Source organism: uncultured Porphyromonas sp., from assembly GCF_905372525.1.
Lineage (GTDB): Bacteria > Bacteroidota > Bacteroidia > Bacteroidales > Porphyromonadaceae > Porphyromonas.
Genome location: NZ_CAJPPN010000050.1, coordinates 1 through 16,214, shown reverse-complemented (window position 1 = coordinate 16,214; position 16,214 = coordinate 1). Strand labels below are relative to the sequence as shown.

Genomic DNA, 16,214 nt, shown 5'->3' with positions numbered 1-16,214 from the left:
GGGGGGCGATGGACTGTGTGCGGGGTGTGTGCTGTGTGCTCGTGAGCCTTTGTCTAGGAGGTCTCCCGGCGGGCTGTCCCAGGACTTCTTTGGGCTACGGATAGAGAGGGAAGAGCTTGTGCTCAGACCTTGTTTGGGATGCTTCCTCTCCTATAAAGAACGCACAGAGGTGGATAAATCGCTATACCTTGTAAAAAACAACTCTTGCTCCCAGCCCGATCTCATTTGGTGTGGGGTATCCCGATCTCTTGATGTGCACTTCCTCTCCTCCGACACACTCGACTCCTTTTCCGACCCATACTTCGTCGCTCTCTATCACGTGCGTCATTCTGCTCTGATTCATGCGTTGCCTCTCTCTAGCACGGAGGTCAACCCTCCCTCTGAGCAGCTCATCGCTACAGACTGTGCCTTCGTCGTCCTCGCATACCTCTAAAGGGAGGGAGTTGCTCAGAGGTGGGGGCTCCGTGCCCTAGGTGGGGAGAGGCGAGCCTCCCCCGCCTAGAGGGTAAGGATCCTCCTGTGTCGCTCCCCAAAACCTCCTCTTAGCTGTGATGTCGGTGTATTGGGCGAAGGGTGGGGCTAATGGTCGCCGTACTCCTGTCGCATGAGCTGAGCCTCCTTCTCGGTGAGGGGCTGGGGCTGGGGTGTGACCTCCGCTGGGGCTTTGATGGGAGTGGCCTCCTGTGGCTGCTCCTCGGGCACTAGCTGTAGACGGTAGCCCAACTTGGGTACCTTGACTGCTCGAACGAGGATCTTGCGTAGGACGGGCCCCTCCTCGGTCTGCTGGCTGTAGCTCACCTCGTAGGTACCCTCGGTCTGGGGGCGTACCTGGAGCGAAGGCACCCAGGCTGGGTCGAAGTCCACATAGTCAATCAGCACATCATAGTAGCCATCCTCTATATCCCCATACTCGTTGCACTCCCGATATATGCGGAGCGTCTCCTGCGTGCAGTAGCGCTCTCGGAGCTGGGCGAGGATCGCGTCTAGGTCTGGGCTCATCGAGAGGTAGGTCGAGAGGTAGCACCGGTAGAAGGAGCGGATGAAGGCTACCTCGGAGCTATTGTCTACCGTGGTACTGCTCGAGAGGGGATTGGCCATGAGGTGATCGCCGTACGCCTCGCCGAGCCAGGGTGGGGTGATGAAGTCGATCAAGTAGCGACCACGTACTAGGCTCAGGTGCAGAGGGATGCGTACGAGCTCCGAAGGTTCGCCAAGGGAGACCTCGTACCAGTTACCCTTGAGCTGTCGTGCACGAAAGGTCTTTTCCAGCCCGGCGCGTGCATCCTGCTGTCTCAGTAGCGGGTCCATACCGCTGGCGACCCTGAGGCGGTGTAGCTTCACATGCATCTCGGGGGTAAGAGCCGTAGCGATGATCGAGTCACGCTGGTCGTACTCGAGCATTCGGTCTATGGAGCGGATGTACGAAGTGTAGAAGCGCTGGAGGAGAGCGATGGGGCTTGCTTTCTTGGCCTGAGCCCCGAGGCTCAGCGAGGAGCATACAGCCACCACGACGGTCAGGAGAATGAGTAAAGACTTTTTCATCTACGCCATAAAGGTTAAAAGGTGAAACAAACTATAGAGCAAAAGTAATAAAAGTTATATAACATCCCCATTACGTCCCCTTCCTATTCAGGGCAAATGCGTGGTGAGCATCCTCGGCCCTCTTGTAAAGGCCGGCCTGCTAGCTTTGCTTGCTCTCCTCATCCCCATCACGAGGCTACTTGTGAGCCGTCTCTGACGGGTAGCCTAAGGGGGGGGGGCGACGATCATACCGAGAGCGTCTCTGCGCTCCTATAATGAACACTCTCATCACCTATGTAAGGTGACGAGGACGTTCTTACCGAGAGCGTACCTGCGCTCTTGGTATGTTCGTTTCGCCCCTCTGGGAGTGTCTGATACGTAGTATGTTATGAGAGGGGGATGAAGTGCTTGACTCTCGGGCTTGGATTGGGGTGGGGGAGCCTTCGGAGTCGAGGGGGCTACCCCCAGTCGTATGGCCGTGCGAGGTTCTACCCCAGAGATAGGCTCGGCGGGATGTGGAGAGCCCTACAGGGCTGACGCATAAAATCACCATAGTGTGAGGGCAAGGTCGTGGGGGAGCATATGCCGAGGATAGAAGTATCCGTGTCCTAGGAGTAGGGATCCCCAGCGTATACCTCCTACCTAGGAGGGATGAGTATACACGTGTGTACACAACTGTATACCCACGTGTACACAACAGTATACACGCGTGTACACTACCTCGCTCTAAGTATATCCTCTATAGGGCTCGCTTGTATGTCTATTCCTTGGGGATAATGCCTAGGATCTTTAGTGATGGGCTAAGGCTCCCCCTGAGATATGAAATGATACCCCCGAAGATCCAAAGGCAGGAGTGCGAGCGAGATCATGCGTCGGCTCTGGAGAGCCCTAGGGTTCGGGATGTGGAGTGGAATAAGCGTAACGAAGGGACTTGTGAGGGGGCATACGTGAGGGAGGATACGTGAGGGTAGCAGATGGGTCGGAGGGGATAGAGCTGGAGGAGAATAGTCGGGAGCGAAGTAGGTGCGGTGCGCTAGCCTTAGGTATCAGCTCGAGGGGGCGAGAGGGATCTACAGACGTTGAGGGAGATACTCCTTGAGTGGGGGATGAGTAGTCTTGATATTGTTGTACCTTTGTGACGTAGACCTGAGATCTAGGAGGGGGATTGCCCCCTCAGAGGTACTCTCACGTCGTAGTAGAGACTCGCTCTTTCCACACAACTAACTAGATAAGATATGGATAGCCAGAAAGTTGATCTTTTTCTCGCCACCAGCCAGAAGTTCTTTGAACCAGCCCAGCTCCCCTTTATCCGTGAGCAACTCTCGCTCATAGATGACTCCCGCTTCCTCGCCGTCTCCTCGATGGAGTACCGTGACCCGATGATGATGCTCCTCGTCTCGATCATTGGGGGCTCTCTAGGGATTGACCGCTTTATCCTCGGAGATACAGGCCTAGGAGTGGCCAAGCTCCTGACGGCAGGGGGCTGTGGGATCTTCACTATCATCGACTGGTTCCAGATTCAGGGCCTCACGAGACGCAAGAATATGGAGCTCTTCATGAGGGCTCTGAACTTCTAGCTCCACCAGCCCCGAGGAGCTCCATGCCCCCCTCCCCATCCTTCGGCTAGGAAGGGGGGCTTGCTCCTTCGCACCCTATGGTGTCGGTCGTCGGGGAAGATGATGGAGATGAAGGGGGCGGTCGTCGGGGAGATGACCTAGAGGATGAACCTATGGCTAGGGTTTACTTCAGCTGGCTGAGTACGAAGTGGGGTGGACGGGCGGCTGTCTTCCTTGTATTTGCCGGCTTGCTCCTCCTTGACCTTTTCCTGATGAGGGAGGGCAGGGGGGTGCCGTGCCTTTTCCTTTCACTCACGGGGGCTCGTTGTCCTGGCTGCGGACTGCAGCGAGCGGGACAAGCCTTCCTCCGGGGTGACCTGCTGGGGGCGATCCGCTACAATTATGCGCTCATCGTGATGGTTCCCCTTATGCTGCTCTACCTCTACAATGCCTTCTTTGGGGCACGGACACCTCGGCTAAGAGCCATCCTCCTAAGCCCCTATATCGTGAGTCTGCTGATGGGATTCGTGATCCTTTGGTGGATCTTGCGCAACGTCCTCGGGTGCTAAGCTCCCGTGTAGCGGGGCTCACGAGCGCTACGTGGAGCGAGCAAGGTATCACCCAGTCGGGAGATGAGCCCCCTCCGTAGGGTTGGCGAAGGGTAGAGGTGAGGTAGTGACGGCCTAGGCTCTAGGGCAGGACAGCTTGCTCCCGCTAGGTAGGCTAGGCTTCATCACCGAAGCTACCCCCTCGGTAGGGGGGCTAGCGAAGACAAGAGAATAAATGAGAACACCTCCCGAGGGAGGCAAAGCAAAGAAAGATGAGACAGAGACTAACCCTAATCACACTAGGCGTAAAGGACGTCGGGAGAGCTCGGGCCTTCTACGAAGGCTTGGGCTGGAAGCCCTCGGAGCGGAGTATGGAGGACTACGTGCTCTTCCCCCTCGGTGGGATCGTGCTGGGGCTGTATCCCCTACAGGAGCTGGAGGTAGATACTACACTGACTCACCAGCCGACGCACTTCTCGGGGATGACCCTAAGCTACAACGCAGTGTCCGAGGAGGAGGTCGATGCCGTGATGCAGGAGGCAGAGCGACTCGGGGCGGTCATTGTGAAGCCTGCCGAGCGGGTCTTTTGGGGTGGCTATAGTGGCTACTTTAGGGACTTGGACGGCTATGTGATCGAGGTCGCCCACAATCCCCATTGGCACCTAGACGCCGACGGGCACCTCGTCCTCTAGTACATGGCGAGACCATAGCCTCTAGTGTAGCGAGGCCTGCTCCCTGCAGTGTATCTATATCCCTTCGATATTCCTAGCCGAGCCGTAGGTCTGCTCGGCTAGTTCGCTTTTCTACAAGCTACCCCCTTATAGTAAGCGTGGAAGAAGCTACCCAGCTCTGTGCCCTCCTGCCCGCCGAAGGTGTACGTGGGGGGGATGGTCGCTATCTCTGCGGTGTGCGCCCAGCTATGGAGAGGTCTTCGTCGCAAGCCCACAGCCTGCCCAACTAAGGCTGTGGATGGAGTGCTCAAGCTCCTAGGCTCGGAGGCGAAGGCTAAACTCTATCGTGACCGCAGGTGTTCTGACGAGAAAGGGCTCTCCTCCTCTGCCTCTGCCTAAGTACATGAGCCGAGGAGAGCCACCACATATTTATCAAACATTCGCATGCTGATGAACAGCCTATTACAGCCCACGACGACACCGCATGGTGCGTACCCCTTTGATCAAGTACAGGTGGGGGACTTCCGAGAAGCCTTTGATCAAGCTATTCAGGAGAAGGAGCAGGAGATCCAAGCCCTCATCGCCAGTGAGGATCGCCCTACCTTCGCCAATACCATTGCAGTCCTCGAGCGTAGTGGTGCTCGGCTGGAGTGGGTGTCGGGGATCTTCTTCAACCTCCTGCATGCTGCGGCCACGGATGAGCTGATGGCCATCAGTCAGGAGGTTACCCCTCGGCTCTCGGCTCTCTCCTCGTTCATCACACTCTCCGATGCCCTCTTCGAGCGTGTCCGCTCAGTGTGGAAGGAGCGTGAGGGGCTGGCGCTGGATGCTGAGGATCTTCGCCTCCTGGAGCGTACCTACGAGGGCTTCACAGAGCGGGGTGCCCTCCTGCCCCCCGAGGCGAAGGAGCAGCTCAAGCAGATCCAGGCTCGTATGAGTGAGCTCAGCCTGACCTTCAGCCAGAACAACCTCAAGGATCAGCAACGCTTCCGCCTCCACGTCACCGATGCCCGCAGTCTCGAGGGGATGCCCGAGACGTCACTGCGTGCTGCCGAGTCGCTTGCCCGAGAGGAGGGGCGAGAGGGCTGGGTCTTCACCCTTGCTGCTCCTAGCTTCTTCCCCTTCATGCAGCACTGCCCCGACGGTCGTCTCCGTGAGGAGATGTACCGGGCTAAGATGACGGTCGGTGCGGCAGGAGATGAGTATGACAATAGGGAGCTCATCCGTGAGCTGGCGAACCTTCGTCTAGAGTATGCCCAGCTCCTCGGCGCTAAGAACTATGCCGAGAAGGCTCTGCGCCTACGTATGGCACGCCGACCCGAGGCCGTCTATCAGCTCCTAGATGAGCTCCTCGACGCCTATCGTCCCATCGCCGAGGACGAGCTAGCTCGTGTAGAGGCCTATGCTCGGGAGCACGGGCAGACAGAGCCCCTACAGCCGTGGGACTGGAGCTACTGGGCACAGCAGTATCAGAGGGCTTACTACGAGCTGGACGAGGAGATGCTCCGCCCTTACTTCGAGCTCTCTCGGGTCTCGGACGCTGTTTTTGGTCTAGCGACGACGCTCTATGGCATACACTTCACTCCTCGTCCTGATCTCCCCCTCTACCATCCCGATGTACGTGCCTACGAGGTGACTGATGCCGATGGTAGCTACCTCGGACTCCTCTACACGGACTTCTTCCCTCGTGAGGGGAAGCAGAGTGGGGCATGGATGAACAACCTCCAGGAGCAGTACCACAGCACCGAGGGCGTAGACCACCGCCCGCATATCGTGCTGGTCATGAACTTCACTCCGCCTACGGAGGGACACCCTGCGCTGCTCACTCCGGGCGAGGTGCGTACGTTCCTACATGAGTTCGGGCACGCTCTGCATGGGATGTTTGCCTCGGCGCGCTATAGCTCACTTAGCGGTACGAATGTCGTACGAGACTTCGTTGAGCTCCCCAGCCAGCTGATGGAGAACTGGCTGGACGAGCGCACGTGGCTCCTGACCTTCGCTCGCCACTATGAGAGCGGGGAGGCACTGCCCGAGGAGCTCATCCAGCGTATGGAGCAGGCTCGGCACTTCCTCGTCGGCTATGCTGCCTGCCGTCAGCTGAGCTTTGGCTATCTGGATATGGCTTGGCATACGATCACCGAACCCCTCGGGGAGGGGCTGGATACGAAGGCCTTCGAGGAGCAGGCTTGGCAGCGGGCTGTGCTCCTAGCTCCTAGCCCTGCCCCCTGCCAGATGAGTACCTCCTTTGGGCATATCTTCTCCGGAGGCTATGCTGTGGGGTACTATGGCTACAAGTGGGCGGAGGTGCTGGATGCGGATGCCTTCGCAGCCTTCCAGGAGGAGGGTATCTTCAGTCGTGAGACGGCAGGACGCTTCCGTCGTGAGGTGCTCTCCGAGGGAGATAAGCGTGATGCCGAGCAGCTCTATGAGGCCTTCCGTGGCAAGGCGCCTACGATCGATGCCCTGCTGCGTCGGGATGGGGTGAAGGCTTAGCGTCTCGCCCTCCACTTGCGGAAGTATTATTCATACCCAAATAGATACAGCCAAAGAGGGGAAATACCCCCTCTCTGGCTGTATCCATCTAGGCGATAACCTAGGAGCGAACCTGTGGGTGACGGGAGTCACCGCTTCATGAGGCGCTCATACTTGCATTAGTGTATCATGTGGGCCTCAGGGTGATTATAGTCCATGTAGATCACGAGGGCTATGCGGTACTTGTAGTAGCGGCCAGCCTTCTTGTCGTGCTCAATGACGAAGAGGTGAGGGTGTTGCCATCGATCGACTTCCCCCGAGGAACGCCTTGTCCGTGGTAGCTTATACTTCTTGATCTCACGAAGAGCCGTAGGCATACGGGTGAACTTGATTGAGTCGAAGTCCTCCTTAGCAATCTCCTCTCCCGTCCCCTTGTAGTAGAGTTCGTATTCCTTCATTCCAGGAAATCCAGCTGCATAGTAGATAAATAGGTTCTCAATGACTAAAGAGTTTCCAAACCCCATGATAATGATATTATTCCGATCAGAATAGTCCACCTTGACCCAGTCTCGGGTTCTTAGCTTATGGCCAGGTGTGTGTCCAGACTTTAGTGGCGAGGCAAGGAGGTATATGGGTTCTCCCGATACGGGAGGAATATAGACTGCCCCGCTCGCGACATAGATGGAGTCAGGAGCATTGTATCCCTGACTCCAAGCTGTGCAGTGGAGGAGGGTAAGGAGGAGGAAGAGTAGTCGCTTCATGGAGCACTCATGCTTGCATTAGTGTACTGTGTAAGCCTCAGGGTGATGATAGTCGATGTAGATCACGAGGGCTATGCGGTACTTGTAGTAGCGGCTAGCCTTCTTGTCGTGCTCGATGACGAAGAGGTGAGGGTGTTGCCATCGATCGACTTCCCTCAAGGTGCGCCTTGTTCGTGGTAGCTTATACTTCTTGATCTCACGAAGAGCCATAGGCATACGAGTGAACTTGATTGAGTCGAAGTCCTCCTTGGTGATCTCCTCCCCCGTCCCCTTGTAGTAGAGTTCGTATTCCTTCATCTTAGGGAATTCAGCCGCATAGTAGGCAAAGAAGTTCTCAATGACTAAAGGATCTCCAACATTAACGATAATAATATTATTCTCATCAGAGAAGTCCACCTTGACCCAGTCTCGGGTTCTTTTCTTGCTCCCACGTGGCTTCACTGGGCGTAGTGGCGAGGCAAGGAGGTATATGGGTTCCCCCGATATGGGAGGAATATAGACTGCCCCGGTCGCGACATAGATGGAGTCAGGAGCATTGTATCCCTGACTCCAAGCTGTGCAGTGGAGGAGGGTAAGGAGAAGGAAGAGTAGTCGCTTCATGGGTCGTGAGCTTTAGTTTCTGAGTGTGGAGTGTCGGACCAGCTGTGTATGTTGGTTGGGACAAGTGAAGAGAGCAAGACGATAATTGAGCGAGCTGATGAGGGGGAGGTTACTTGCTGAACGTTTTCTTTTCGAGCACTTGGATTGCGATTCGTTGTAGGGCGACGAGCTTTCCCTGATTGAAGGTGAGTAAGAGCTCATGCTGTATAGCCGAGGAGGCCTTGCGGTCTTCTGCTATACGGGCTCGGAGCGTCCCATCGAACCATTCAGCACAGAACGGAGTATCTCCTTGCCCGCCTCTTAGGAAGGAGCGTAGGCGAAAGATCCAGGGTGATAGCCCTTCGGTGGCAGAGGTCGGGGCGAGTGTCTGATCCGTGAGCTCCTGGGCACTCCCATAGGGTCGGACAGAGCTAAGGTATAGTGTACCATCCCTCACGACCCAGCTACAAGATACTCCGATATTGGTACAACGTAACCCGAAACCAATGACGATGAAGTCGTTCTGCTCTAGTAGCTGGGTGTAGCCACGTAGTGACACCAGAGGTGAGACCGCTAGGGGGTAGCGTCTCCCCTCATACTCGAGGGTGTCTGCTCCTACAGTGGAGCTCAGCAGAGGGGAGCGGAAGGGGAGGCTCCGGTCTAGCTGCTCCTCGTACTGGAGCGTTAGGGGATCAGTATGTTGATCCGAAGGGGTAGCAGGGCTCTGTCCAGCTGCCCAAGTAGAAAATAGGAAAAGGAGAATAGGCAGGAGCGGGGCGAGCGGAGCCCTCTGTAGCAGGCGGGCTATCCCTAGTCTCGGGTATGTAGACACCTCCTCCCGTTGCTTAGCGTGAGGGTATTGAGCCATGGGGGATAGGTGGGGATCCTCTTCGAGAGGTATCCTCTGCCACTTCTCAGTCTGTACTTGTTTCTTCATCTGTATAAACACTATGTTGCAAACAACACTTTGGGGGGAAGACTACTGCTTCGAGCCACTCTACTGGGAGGCCTTGCCCGCACCACGAAGTGAGAGCAATTTGATTAGCAGTACCCCACTATAGTGGTGGGGCGCTTCTCTCTTCCCCTTTATTTCTATGGTAAATATAGCTTTTTCCCTTAGCCGATACTATGGGGCATTCCCCCGAGGTAGGGCTGACGCATGAAATCACTATAGTGCGAGGGCAAGGTCGTCAAGGAGTATACGCCGAAGATAGAAGTATCTATGTCCTAGTCTATATATGCCATGCGAATCCCTCCTACCTAGGAGGGATGAGTGTACACGTGTGTACACAACTGTATACCCACGTGTACACAACAGTATACACGCGTGTACACAAGTGTGCTCTAAGCATCTTCTCTGTAGGGCTTGCTTGTATGTCCATTCCTTGGGGATAATTACGTCGGATCTCTAGTGATGGGCTAAGGCTCCCTGGGATATGAAATAATACGTCCGAAGATCCAAAGGCAGGAGTGTGTGAGCGAGATCATGCGTCGGCCCTGATTCCCGAGGGGGATAAAGGTGAAAGGTAAGTGAGGGGGGCTGTGTTTGACTCGCATTTGTGGGCGGGAAGTGCACCCTCCTTGTATATTCGCAGAATTATACTACTTTTGCACTCGGGTAAGTCCTATACGACCAGCTCCCTTTGACTCCCCCAGGGCTTGATCGCAGCAAGGGTATTAGGTTGTAGCGGTGCGATGTAGATCGCTTACCCACCTGCCTCTTTAGCTCAGTTGGCCAGAGCACGTGATTTGTAATCTCGGGGTCGTTGGTTCGAATCCGACAAGAGGCTCAGATGAGTGCCATCCATTCACCCAATGGATGGCACTCGTCGTTTACGTTCCCTATCCTTGCTTCGGCGAGGTGGATGATGGGGTGCCCATTCTGAGTATGGGGTGGGGAAGGCTTCGGATGATTTATAAAATCTATGGAAACATAAGTGATATTTATCGTGTTATGTAGCATATAGAGTTAATTACTACCTTTGCGTAGTCTACGTTGCAAAAAGAGGGGGTAATGCAGATTTATTTCTTTTATATCTCTGCCCGTGGGGGAAGAACAGGAGTTGCACGTGGAGGAGCAAGCGTGGTGCACTTAAACGCATAATAGACAAACGAATATAATTATGGCTAAACTGAAGAAAGAAGATCTGCTGTCGATGTACCGCAAGATGGAAGACATCCGCAACTTCGACAACAAGGTCAATCAGCTCGTACGCCGAGGAGAGATCCCCGGCATGACGCACTTCTCCGTGGGAGAGGAGGCAGCGAACGTAGGCGCTATCTCTGGGCTGGAGCCTGGTGACCTGATCACCTCCAACCACCGAGGCCACGGGCAGAGCATCGCTATGGGCATCGACCTCAATGGGATGATGGCCGAGATGATGGGTAAGGCTAATGGGGTCTGTAAGGGTAAGGGTGGCTCTATGCACATCGCCGACGTAGAGGCCGGTAACCTCGGTGCCAACGGGATCGTCGGTGGCGGTATGGGCATCGCTATCGGTGCTGCCCTCACCCAGCAGATGAAGAAGACGGGTAAGATCGTCATGTGCTGCTTCGGGGATGGAGCTACGAACGAAGGCTCCTTCCACGAGACGCTCAATATGGCGGCTATCTGGAACCTCCCCGTCATCTTCTACTGTATCAACAACGGCTACGGTATCTCCACGCCGATTAGCTCCGTCATGCGTACCAAGCACGTCTACGAGCGTGCTGCTGCCTACGGTGTCCCAGGCGTCTTCATCGAGGATGGGAATGACCTGCTAGCCGTGCGCGAGACGATGGACAAGGTCATCAAGGACGTCCGTGCCGGTAAGGGCCCTGTCCTCGTCGAGGCGATCTCCTACCGTTGGTTTGGGCACTCCACCTCCGACCCAGGTAAGTACCGCACGAAGGAAGAAGTAGATGAGTGGAAGAAGAAGGATCCGATCCTGAAGTTCCGCAACTACCTCCTAGAGAAGAAGCTCGCCACCGTCGAGGAGCTCGATGCCCTAGAGCAGGCCAGCCACGATGCGATCGAGGCCGCTGTGGACTTCGGGCGCAAGGGACCAGAGCCCTCCCCCGAGTCTGCCTTCGAAGATATCTTCACCGAGTAGAGCACTCATCACTAACCCTATTAAAAGAATAGACCAATTATGATCGAAGGACAAGAAACAAAGGTGATGTCCGTGCGTGACGCCATCATCGAGGCCATGAGCGAAGAGATGCGTCGGGACGAGAACGTCTTCCTCATCGGTGAGGACGTAGGTGTCTATGGTGGTGACTTCGGGACCTCTGTCGGGATGCTCGAGGAGTTCGGCAAGGAGCGTGTGCGCGATACCCCGATCTCAGAGAATGCTATCTCGGGCTGTGCCGTAGGGGCAGCGCTGACAGGGATGCGTCCTATCGTGGATGTGACCTTCATGGACTTCATCGTCTACATGATGGACAACATCGTCAATCAGGCTGCTAAGACCCGCTATATGTACGGTGGTAAGGGCTCTGTGCCCGTCGTCTTCCGCTGTGCTGCAGGCTCTGGTCTGGGCTCCGCTGCTCAGCACTCACAGAGCCTAGAGGCATGGTTCTGCAATATCCCGGGCCTCAAGGTCGTCGCCCCAGGTACCCCTGCGGACGTCAAGGGACTGCTAAAGGCCGCTATCCGGGACAACAACCCCGTGATCTTCCTTGAGTACAAGGCTCAGTACAATATGAAGGGCGAGGTGCCCACCTCCCCCGACTTCGTCCTACCTATCGGCAAGGCCGACATCAAGCGTGTGGGTAAGGACGTCACCGTCGTCACCTACGGCCGTATGCTGGAGCGTGTCCTCCAGGCTGCTGACAAGGCTCTCGAGAAGGGGATCGAGGTAGAGGTCGTAGACCTAATGACCCTCGCTCCTCTCGATCGTGAGACCATCATCAACTCTGTGAAGAAGACCGGCCGTGTCCTACTCGTGAACGATGCTCACAAGACCGGTGGCTTCCTCGGAGAGATCGCAGCCTCGATCGTAGAGAGTGGTGCCTTCGACTATCTCGATAGCCGTATCCTTCGCCTAGCCGCTGAGGATATTCCTACCCCCTACAACCATTCGCTCGAGGTAGCTATGCTGCCCGATGTCGATCGTATCCTGAAGTACATCGAGCGTCTCTACGACAAGCGATAGTCACAACGAAGCAACGAAAAAGATCCGTGTATAGCCCTCTACCCTACGCAGGTGAGGGCTATACTCAATAAGAAAAACTCAATATGGGAAATGATAAACTGAGAGCCACCCCCGCAGCTCGCTCCCTAGCTCACCGCATGGGCGTCGATCTGAACGCGATCGTTGGCTCAGGCTACAAGGGGCGTATCCACGCTGAGGATGTAGCAGAGTTCAGCTACGAGAAGGCGGGGGGAATTACCCCGCTGGCCAAGAAGATCGCTGAGTCGTTTGGGCTAGATACCTCCACGCTCAAGGGCTCTGGCTACCGGGGCAAGATCACACGTGCAGACGTCGCTGCTGCCCTAGGGGATCGCTACTACCCCAACCTCGAGGCTATCCTCGACCCCTTCACCCTCACGCCCAAGACAGCTGCTCCCGGCACCGCTCCCGCAGCCGCCCAGGGTACACCTGCCGCTGCCCCTGCCGCTCCGGCCGCTCCCGCAGGCTCCGCTGCTCCACAGGGTGGGGTAGAGCTCGTACCGATGAACATGATGCGTCGTGTCATCGCCAAGCGTATGAGCGATAGCTACTTCTCCGCTCCTACCTTTGTCCTCAACTATGAGGTGGATATGTACGAGGCCACCAAGCTCCGTAAGCAGCTCCTCGAGCCCATCAAGGAGAAGACGGGCAAGAAGCTCACCGTGACGGACATCATCTCGATAGCCGTCGTACGCACCCTGATGAACCACCCCTATATCAATGCGACCCTCACGCCCGACGGCTCCCAGATCGAGCTACACCACTACGTGAACCTCGCTATGGCTGTCGGGATGGACGAAGGCCTCCTCGTACCCGTGGTACATGGCGCAGAGAAGCTCGGGCTGGTAGACCTGATGCTCCGCCTCAAGGACATCACCGAGCGGGCTGTGGGTAAGAAGCTTACCCCTGCAGACCAGGAGGGCAGTACCTTCACCATCTCCAACCTCGGGATGTACGGTGTCGAGTCCTTCACCTCCATCATCAATCAGCCTAACTCCGCTATCCTCTCCATCGCTGGGACGAAGGAGATGCCCGTCGTACGCAACGGCGAGGTCGTCATCCGCCCCATCATGAAGATGAGCCTGACGAGCGACCACCGTGTGATCAATGGTCTGGCAGCAGCGAAGTTCATGCAGGAGCTCAAGGCCACACTAGAGTCTCCACTGCCCCTGCTCGTTTAAATTCCCCCCTCTCGAAGTAGAAACACAAAAGATAGATCCTAAATAGATATGGCAACAGAGATCATCATGCCCAAAACGGGCCTAGACATGACCGAAGGTGAGATCGTCAGCTGGCGCAAGAACGAAGGCGACCCCGTACAGGCTGGGGAAGTCCTGCTGGAGATCATGACCGACAAGACCAGTATGGAGCTCGAGGCCGAAGCCTCCGGGGTTCTGCTGAAGATCACCCACCAAGCCGGTGAGACGGTACCTATCGCCGAGGTCATCGGCTATATCGGTGAGCCAGGCGAGAGCCTCGACACCGTACGTAGTAAGGACGAGGTCATCCCAGAGAAGCAGGAGGGCCCCAAGCATGAGGGTGCACCCCTGCCCCTCGTACACCTCGAGGGCTCCTATCACCTCTGCGTGATCGGTGGTGGCCCTGCTGGCTACGTCGCCGCTATCCGTGCCGCTCAGCTCGGCGCTAAGGTGGCGATCGTCGAGAAGGCTGAGTTCGGTGGTACCTGTCTCAACAAGGGCTGTATCCCCACAAAGACCTTCCTACGCAATGCCGAGATCCTCGATGGCGTAGAGCAGGCTGCTGCTCGTGGGATCAACTTCGCCGATATGAGCTTCACCGTGGATATGAAGAAGCTCGTAACCTACAAGGACGGCGTTGTCAAGAAGCTCACCGGGGGCGTCTACTCACTGCTCAAGAGCAATGGGGTAGAGGTATTCCGTGGCGTCGGTAAGATCAACCGTGACAAGGACGTCGTCGTCGATGGTAAGGACATCATCAAGGCAGACAAGATCATCCTAGCCGGAGGCTCGAAGGTAGGCCGTCTGCCTATCCCTGGCCTAGACCACCCCGCAGTACTCACCAGTGACGATATCCTCAGCCTACAAGAGCGCCCAGAGAGCCTCGTCGTCATCGGTGGTGGTGTCATCGGGGTCGAGATGGCCGAAGCCCTCGTATCCCTCGGTACGAAGGTCACGATCATCGAGATGGCCGACTACATCATCCCTGCCCTCGACAAGGAAGTCTCACAGACCCTACGTGGCGAACTCGAGAAGCGCGGTGTGAAGATCCTCACTGGCGCAGCTATCGAGAAGATCGAAGACCGCTCGGGCAAGCTCGCTGCTATCCTCAAGGACGGTACGACGATCGAGGGCGAGAAGGCTCTGCTCTCTATCGGTCGTGTGCCTGACCTAGAGGGTGTGGGTGAGATCGAGTTCGAGATCGAACGTGGTCGCATCAAGGTCGATAAGTTCATGGAGACGAGCGTCAAGGGGATCTATGCCCCAGGGGACGTCAATGGGCTGAAGATGCTTGCTCACACTGCCTTCCGCATGGGTGAGGTAGCAGCAGAGAATGCGCTACGTGGCAACGAACGTGAGCTAAAGATGCTCTCCGCTCCCTCCGTCGTCTACACGCGCCCCGAGGTAGCTACGGTCGGTCTGACCGAGGATCAGGCCCGTGAGAAGTACGGCGAGATCCGCGTCGGGAAGTTCCCCTTCGCTGCTAACGGCCGTGCTCTAGCCTCTGGTGAGACCGCTGGCTTCGTGAAGGTCATCCTCGACAACAAGTATGGTGAGATCCTCGGGATCCACATCATCGGGGCTATGGCTGCCGAGATGATTAGCCAGGCCTCTCTGATTATGGAGATGGAGGCTACTGCCGAGGAAGTGATCGATACGATCTACGGTCACCCCACCTACTCCGAGGCACTGTACGAAGCCCTCGCCGATGCCCTCGGTGTGGCTATCCACCTGCCTGCTAAGAAGAAGTAGTCTCTCGGACCCTTCCTCTAGGGTATATCCTCCTCGCTGGCTCACTGTCCGCCCCTCACATGGGGCGAGATGAGGGCTCGGGAGTCTGCACTCAGCCCCCTGAGTGCCTTTAGAGAGCCCCCGATACATGACCACCATGTATCGGGGGCTCTCGTATAATATTATAGTGTGTAGCCCTTATATCGCTCTCCCCCTTCATATCTATTCCTCTTCGCTTTTGGCCGCTCCCGTGTCCCCTCCCCTAGGCTTAGCTCTTCCCATCCCTCTCCCCTCCTTTCCCCACGGGTCGGGGTTGGGGGGGGGACACCCTACACGCTATGTCCGGGCTATGGGGAGACGTACCCTTGTGCCCACCTTCGTCCTCATAACACGGGAGAAAGGAGGCCTTACTTGGTGATGTGGGATAACTTATGTACCTTTGGACAGAGGAATATCAAGAATGACAGCTCGGACTATACTCTTCTTCAGGTGAAGCAATCCCATCACCACTAGGGTGGGGTAGCTCCTATCGCAGTCTCCTGAAGGCGGATGGGAGGCGGACCCATCGCCCCTACCGAACTTATCACGCTCCCCCAGAGAGGTGATTTTGTTTTAGAGAGGAAAAGCAGTATTTTTGAAGCCCAAAGGGGGGGAAGTGTCCCCCAGTGAGTCCCTTCCCTCGACACCAAGGGGGAGGGTTAGGCCAAGCGGGCAAGGCTCACCTATAGCCCCTCATGCTGAGGGTGTCGCCGTGCGATGTGCCGTCTTCTCTAACGCCTATGTGTGCTGGGAGGAAGCCGTGCCTTCCCGAGCGCTCCACCGCTCTCCTATATCGGGTGAAAGAAAGAACAAACGAAATAATAAACTTACTAACTCACAAAAACTATTTCGACAATGAAAAAGGTATTCGCAACCCTCGCTTGCGTAGCTCTTCTCTCTGCCGGCTTCTCTACAGTAGCCCTGGCACAGAATGCAGATAGTGCAGCTGCTCCTGCTGCTACTCAGGTAGACCAAGCTGCTCC

Annotated in this window: 14 protein-coding genes and 1 tRNA gene; 10 read left to right on the top strand and 5 right to left on the bottom strand. The window is 56.2% G+C overall.

Annotated elements, in window-relative coordinates; genetic code table 11:
- Positions 1-181: 181 nt before the first annotated feature.
- Both QZ170_RS08205 and QZ170_RS08200 read right to left on the bottom strand, forming a co-directional pair.
- The gene (locus tag QZ170_RS08205; protein ID WP_297179750.1) at positions 182-343 is read right to left on the bottom strand and encodes a hypothetical protein; all 162 of its coding nucleotides are present in this window, start codon (positions 341-343) and stop codon (positions 182-184) included.
- 236 nt (positions 344-579) lie between these two features.
- Positions 580-1,542, bottom strand: a complete 963-nt coding sequence (locus QZ170_RS08200; protein WP_297179747.1) for a hypothetical protein — start codon at positions 1,540-1,542, stop codon at positions 580-582.
- Positions 1,543-2,756: 1,214 nt separating this feature from the next.
- On the opposite strand from QZ170_RS08200, the gene QZ170_RS08195 reads away from it, so the two are divergent.
- From QZ170_RS08195 to QZ170_RS08175, 5 genes are all read left to right on the top strand, one after another.
- Positions 2,757-3,098, top strand: coding sequence for a TM2 domain-containing protein (locus tag QZ170_RS08195; RefSeq protein ID WP_297179745.1), 342 nt, complete (start codon positions 2,757-2,759; stop codon positions 3,096-3,098).
- 77 nt (positions 3,099-3,175) lie between these two features.
- On the top strand, positions 3,176-3,646 hold the full coding sequence (locus QZ170_RS08190) for a DUF2752 domain-containing protein (protein ID WP_297179742.1): 471 nt from the start codon (positions 3,176-3,178) through the stop codon (positions 3,644-3,646).
- A 251-nt stretch (positions 3,647-3,897) separates the two neighbouring features.
- Entirely contained in the window at positions 3,898-4,317 is a 420-nt protein-coding gene (locus QZ170_RS08185; RefSeq protein ID WP_297179739.1) for a VOC family protein, read from the top strand.
- Between the two features lie 195 nt (positions 4,318-4,512).
- A complete protein-coding gene (locus tag QZ170_RS08180; protein WP_297179736.1) occupies positions 4,513-4,695 on the top strand; it encodes a hypothetical protein in 183 nt (60 codons plus the stop codon).
- 51 nt (positions 4,696-4,746) lie between these two features.
- Complete coding sequence (locus QZ170_RS08175; protein ID WP_297179733.1) at positions 4,747-6,789, top strand: M3 family metallopeptidase; 2,043 nt, start codon at positions 4,747-4,749, stop codon at positions 6,787-6,789.
- A gap of 158 nt (positions 6,790-6,947) precedes the next feature.
- Here QZ170_RS08175 and QZ170_RS08170 read toward each other — a convergent pair whose 3' ends face one another.
- The 3 genes from QZ170_RS08170 to QZ170_RS08160 all read right to left on the bottom strand — a co-directional run bounded on the left by QZ170_RS08170 (position 6,948) and on the right by QZ170_RS08160 (position 9,045).
- Positions 6,948-7,529 carry a hypothetical protein gene (locus QZ170_RS08170; protein WP_297179730.1) on the bottom strand — a complete coding sequence of 194 codons (582 nt, stop codon included), beginning with the start codon at positions 7,527-7,529 and terminating at the stop codon, positions 6,948-6,950.
- 18 nt (positions 7,530-7,547) lie between these two features.
- Positions 7,548-8,129, bottom strand: coding sequence for a hypothetical protein (locus QZ170_RS08165; RefSeq protein WP_297179727.1), 582 nt, complete (start codon positions 8,127-8,129; stop codon positions 7,548-7,550).
- Between the two features lie 109 nt (positions 8,130-8,238).
- A complete protein-coding gene (locus QZ170_RS08160) occupies positions 8,239-9,045 on the bottom strand; it encodes a hypothetical protein (RefSeq protein WP_297179725.1) in 807 nt (268 codons plus the stop codon).
- A 779-nt stretch (positions 9,046-9,824) separates the two neighbouring features.
- Between QZ170_RS08160 and QZ170_RS08155 the strand changes: the two genes are divergently transcribed.
- From QZ170_RS08155 to lpdA, 5 genes are all read left to right on the top strand, one after another.
- Positions 9,825-9,898, top strand: a tRNA-Thr gene (locus QZ170_RS08155).
- 333 nt (positions 9,899-10,231) lie between these two features.
- A complete protein-coding gene (locus QZ170_RS08150) occupies positions 10,232-11,200 on the top strand; it encodes a thiamine pyrophosphate-dependent dehydrogenase E1 component subunit alpha (RefSeq protein WP_297179723.1) in 969 nt (322 codons plus the stop codon).
- Between the two features lie 39 nt (positions 11,201-11,239).
- Positions 11,240-12,244 (top strand): alpha-ketoacid dehydrogenase subunit beta, encoded by a 1,005-nt coding sequence (locus QZ170_RS08145; RefSeq protein WP_297179720.1) that lies wholly within the window; start codon positions 11,240-11,242, stop codon positions 12,242-12,244.
- 83 nt (positions 12,245-12,327) lie between these two features.
- A complete protein-coding gene (locus tag QZ170_RS08140; RefSeq protein ID WP_297179717.1) occupies positions 12,328-13,443 on the top strand; it encodes a 2-oxo acid dehydrogenase subunit E2 in 1,116 nt (371 codons plus the stop codon).
- Positions 13,444-13,491: 48 nt separating this feature from the next.
- Entirely contained in the window at positions 13,492-15,213 is a 1,722-nt protein-coding gene (gene lpdA / locus QZ170_RS08135; protein WP_297179714.1) for a dihydrolipoyl dehydrogenase, read from the top strand.
- The last annotated feature ends 1,001 nt before the right edge of the window (positions 15,214-16,214 follow it).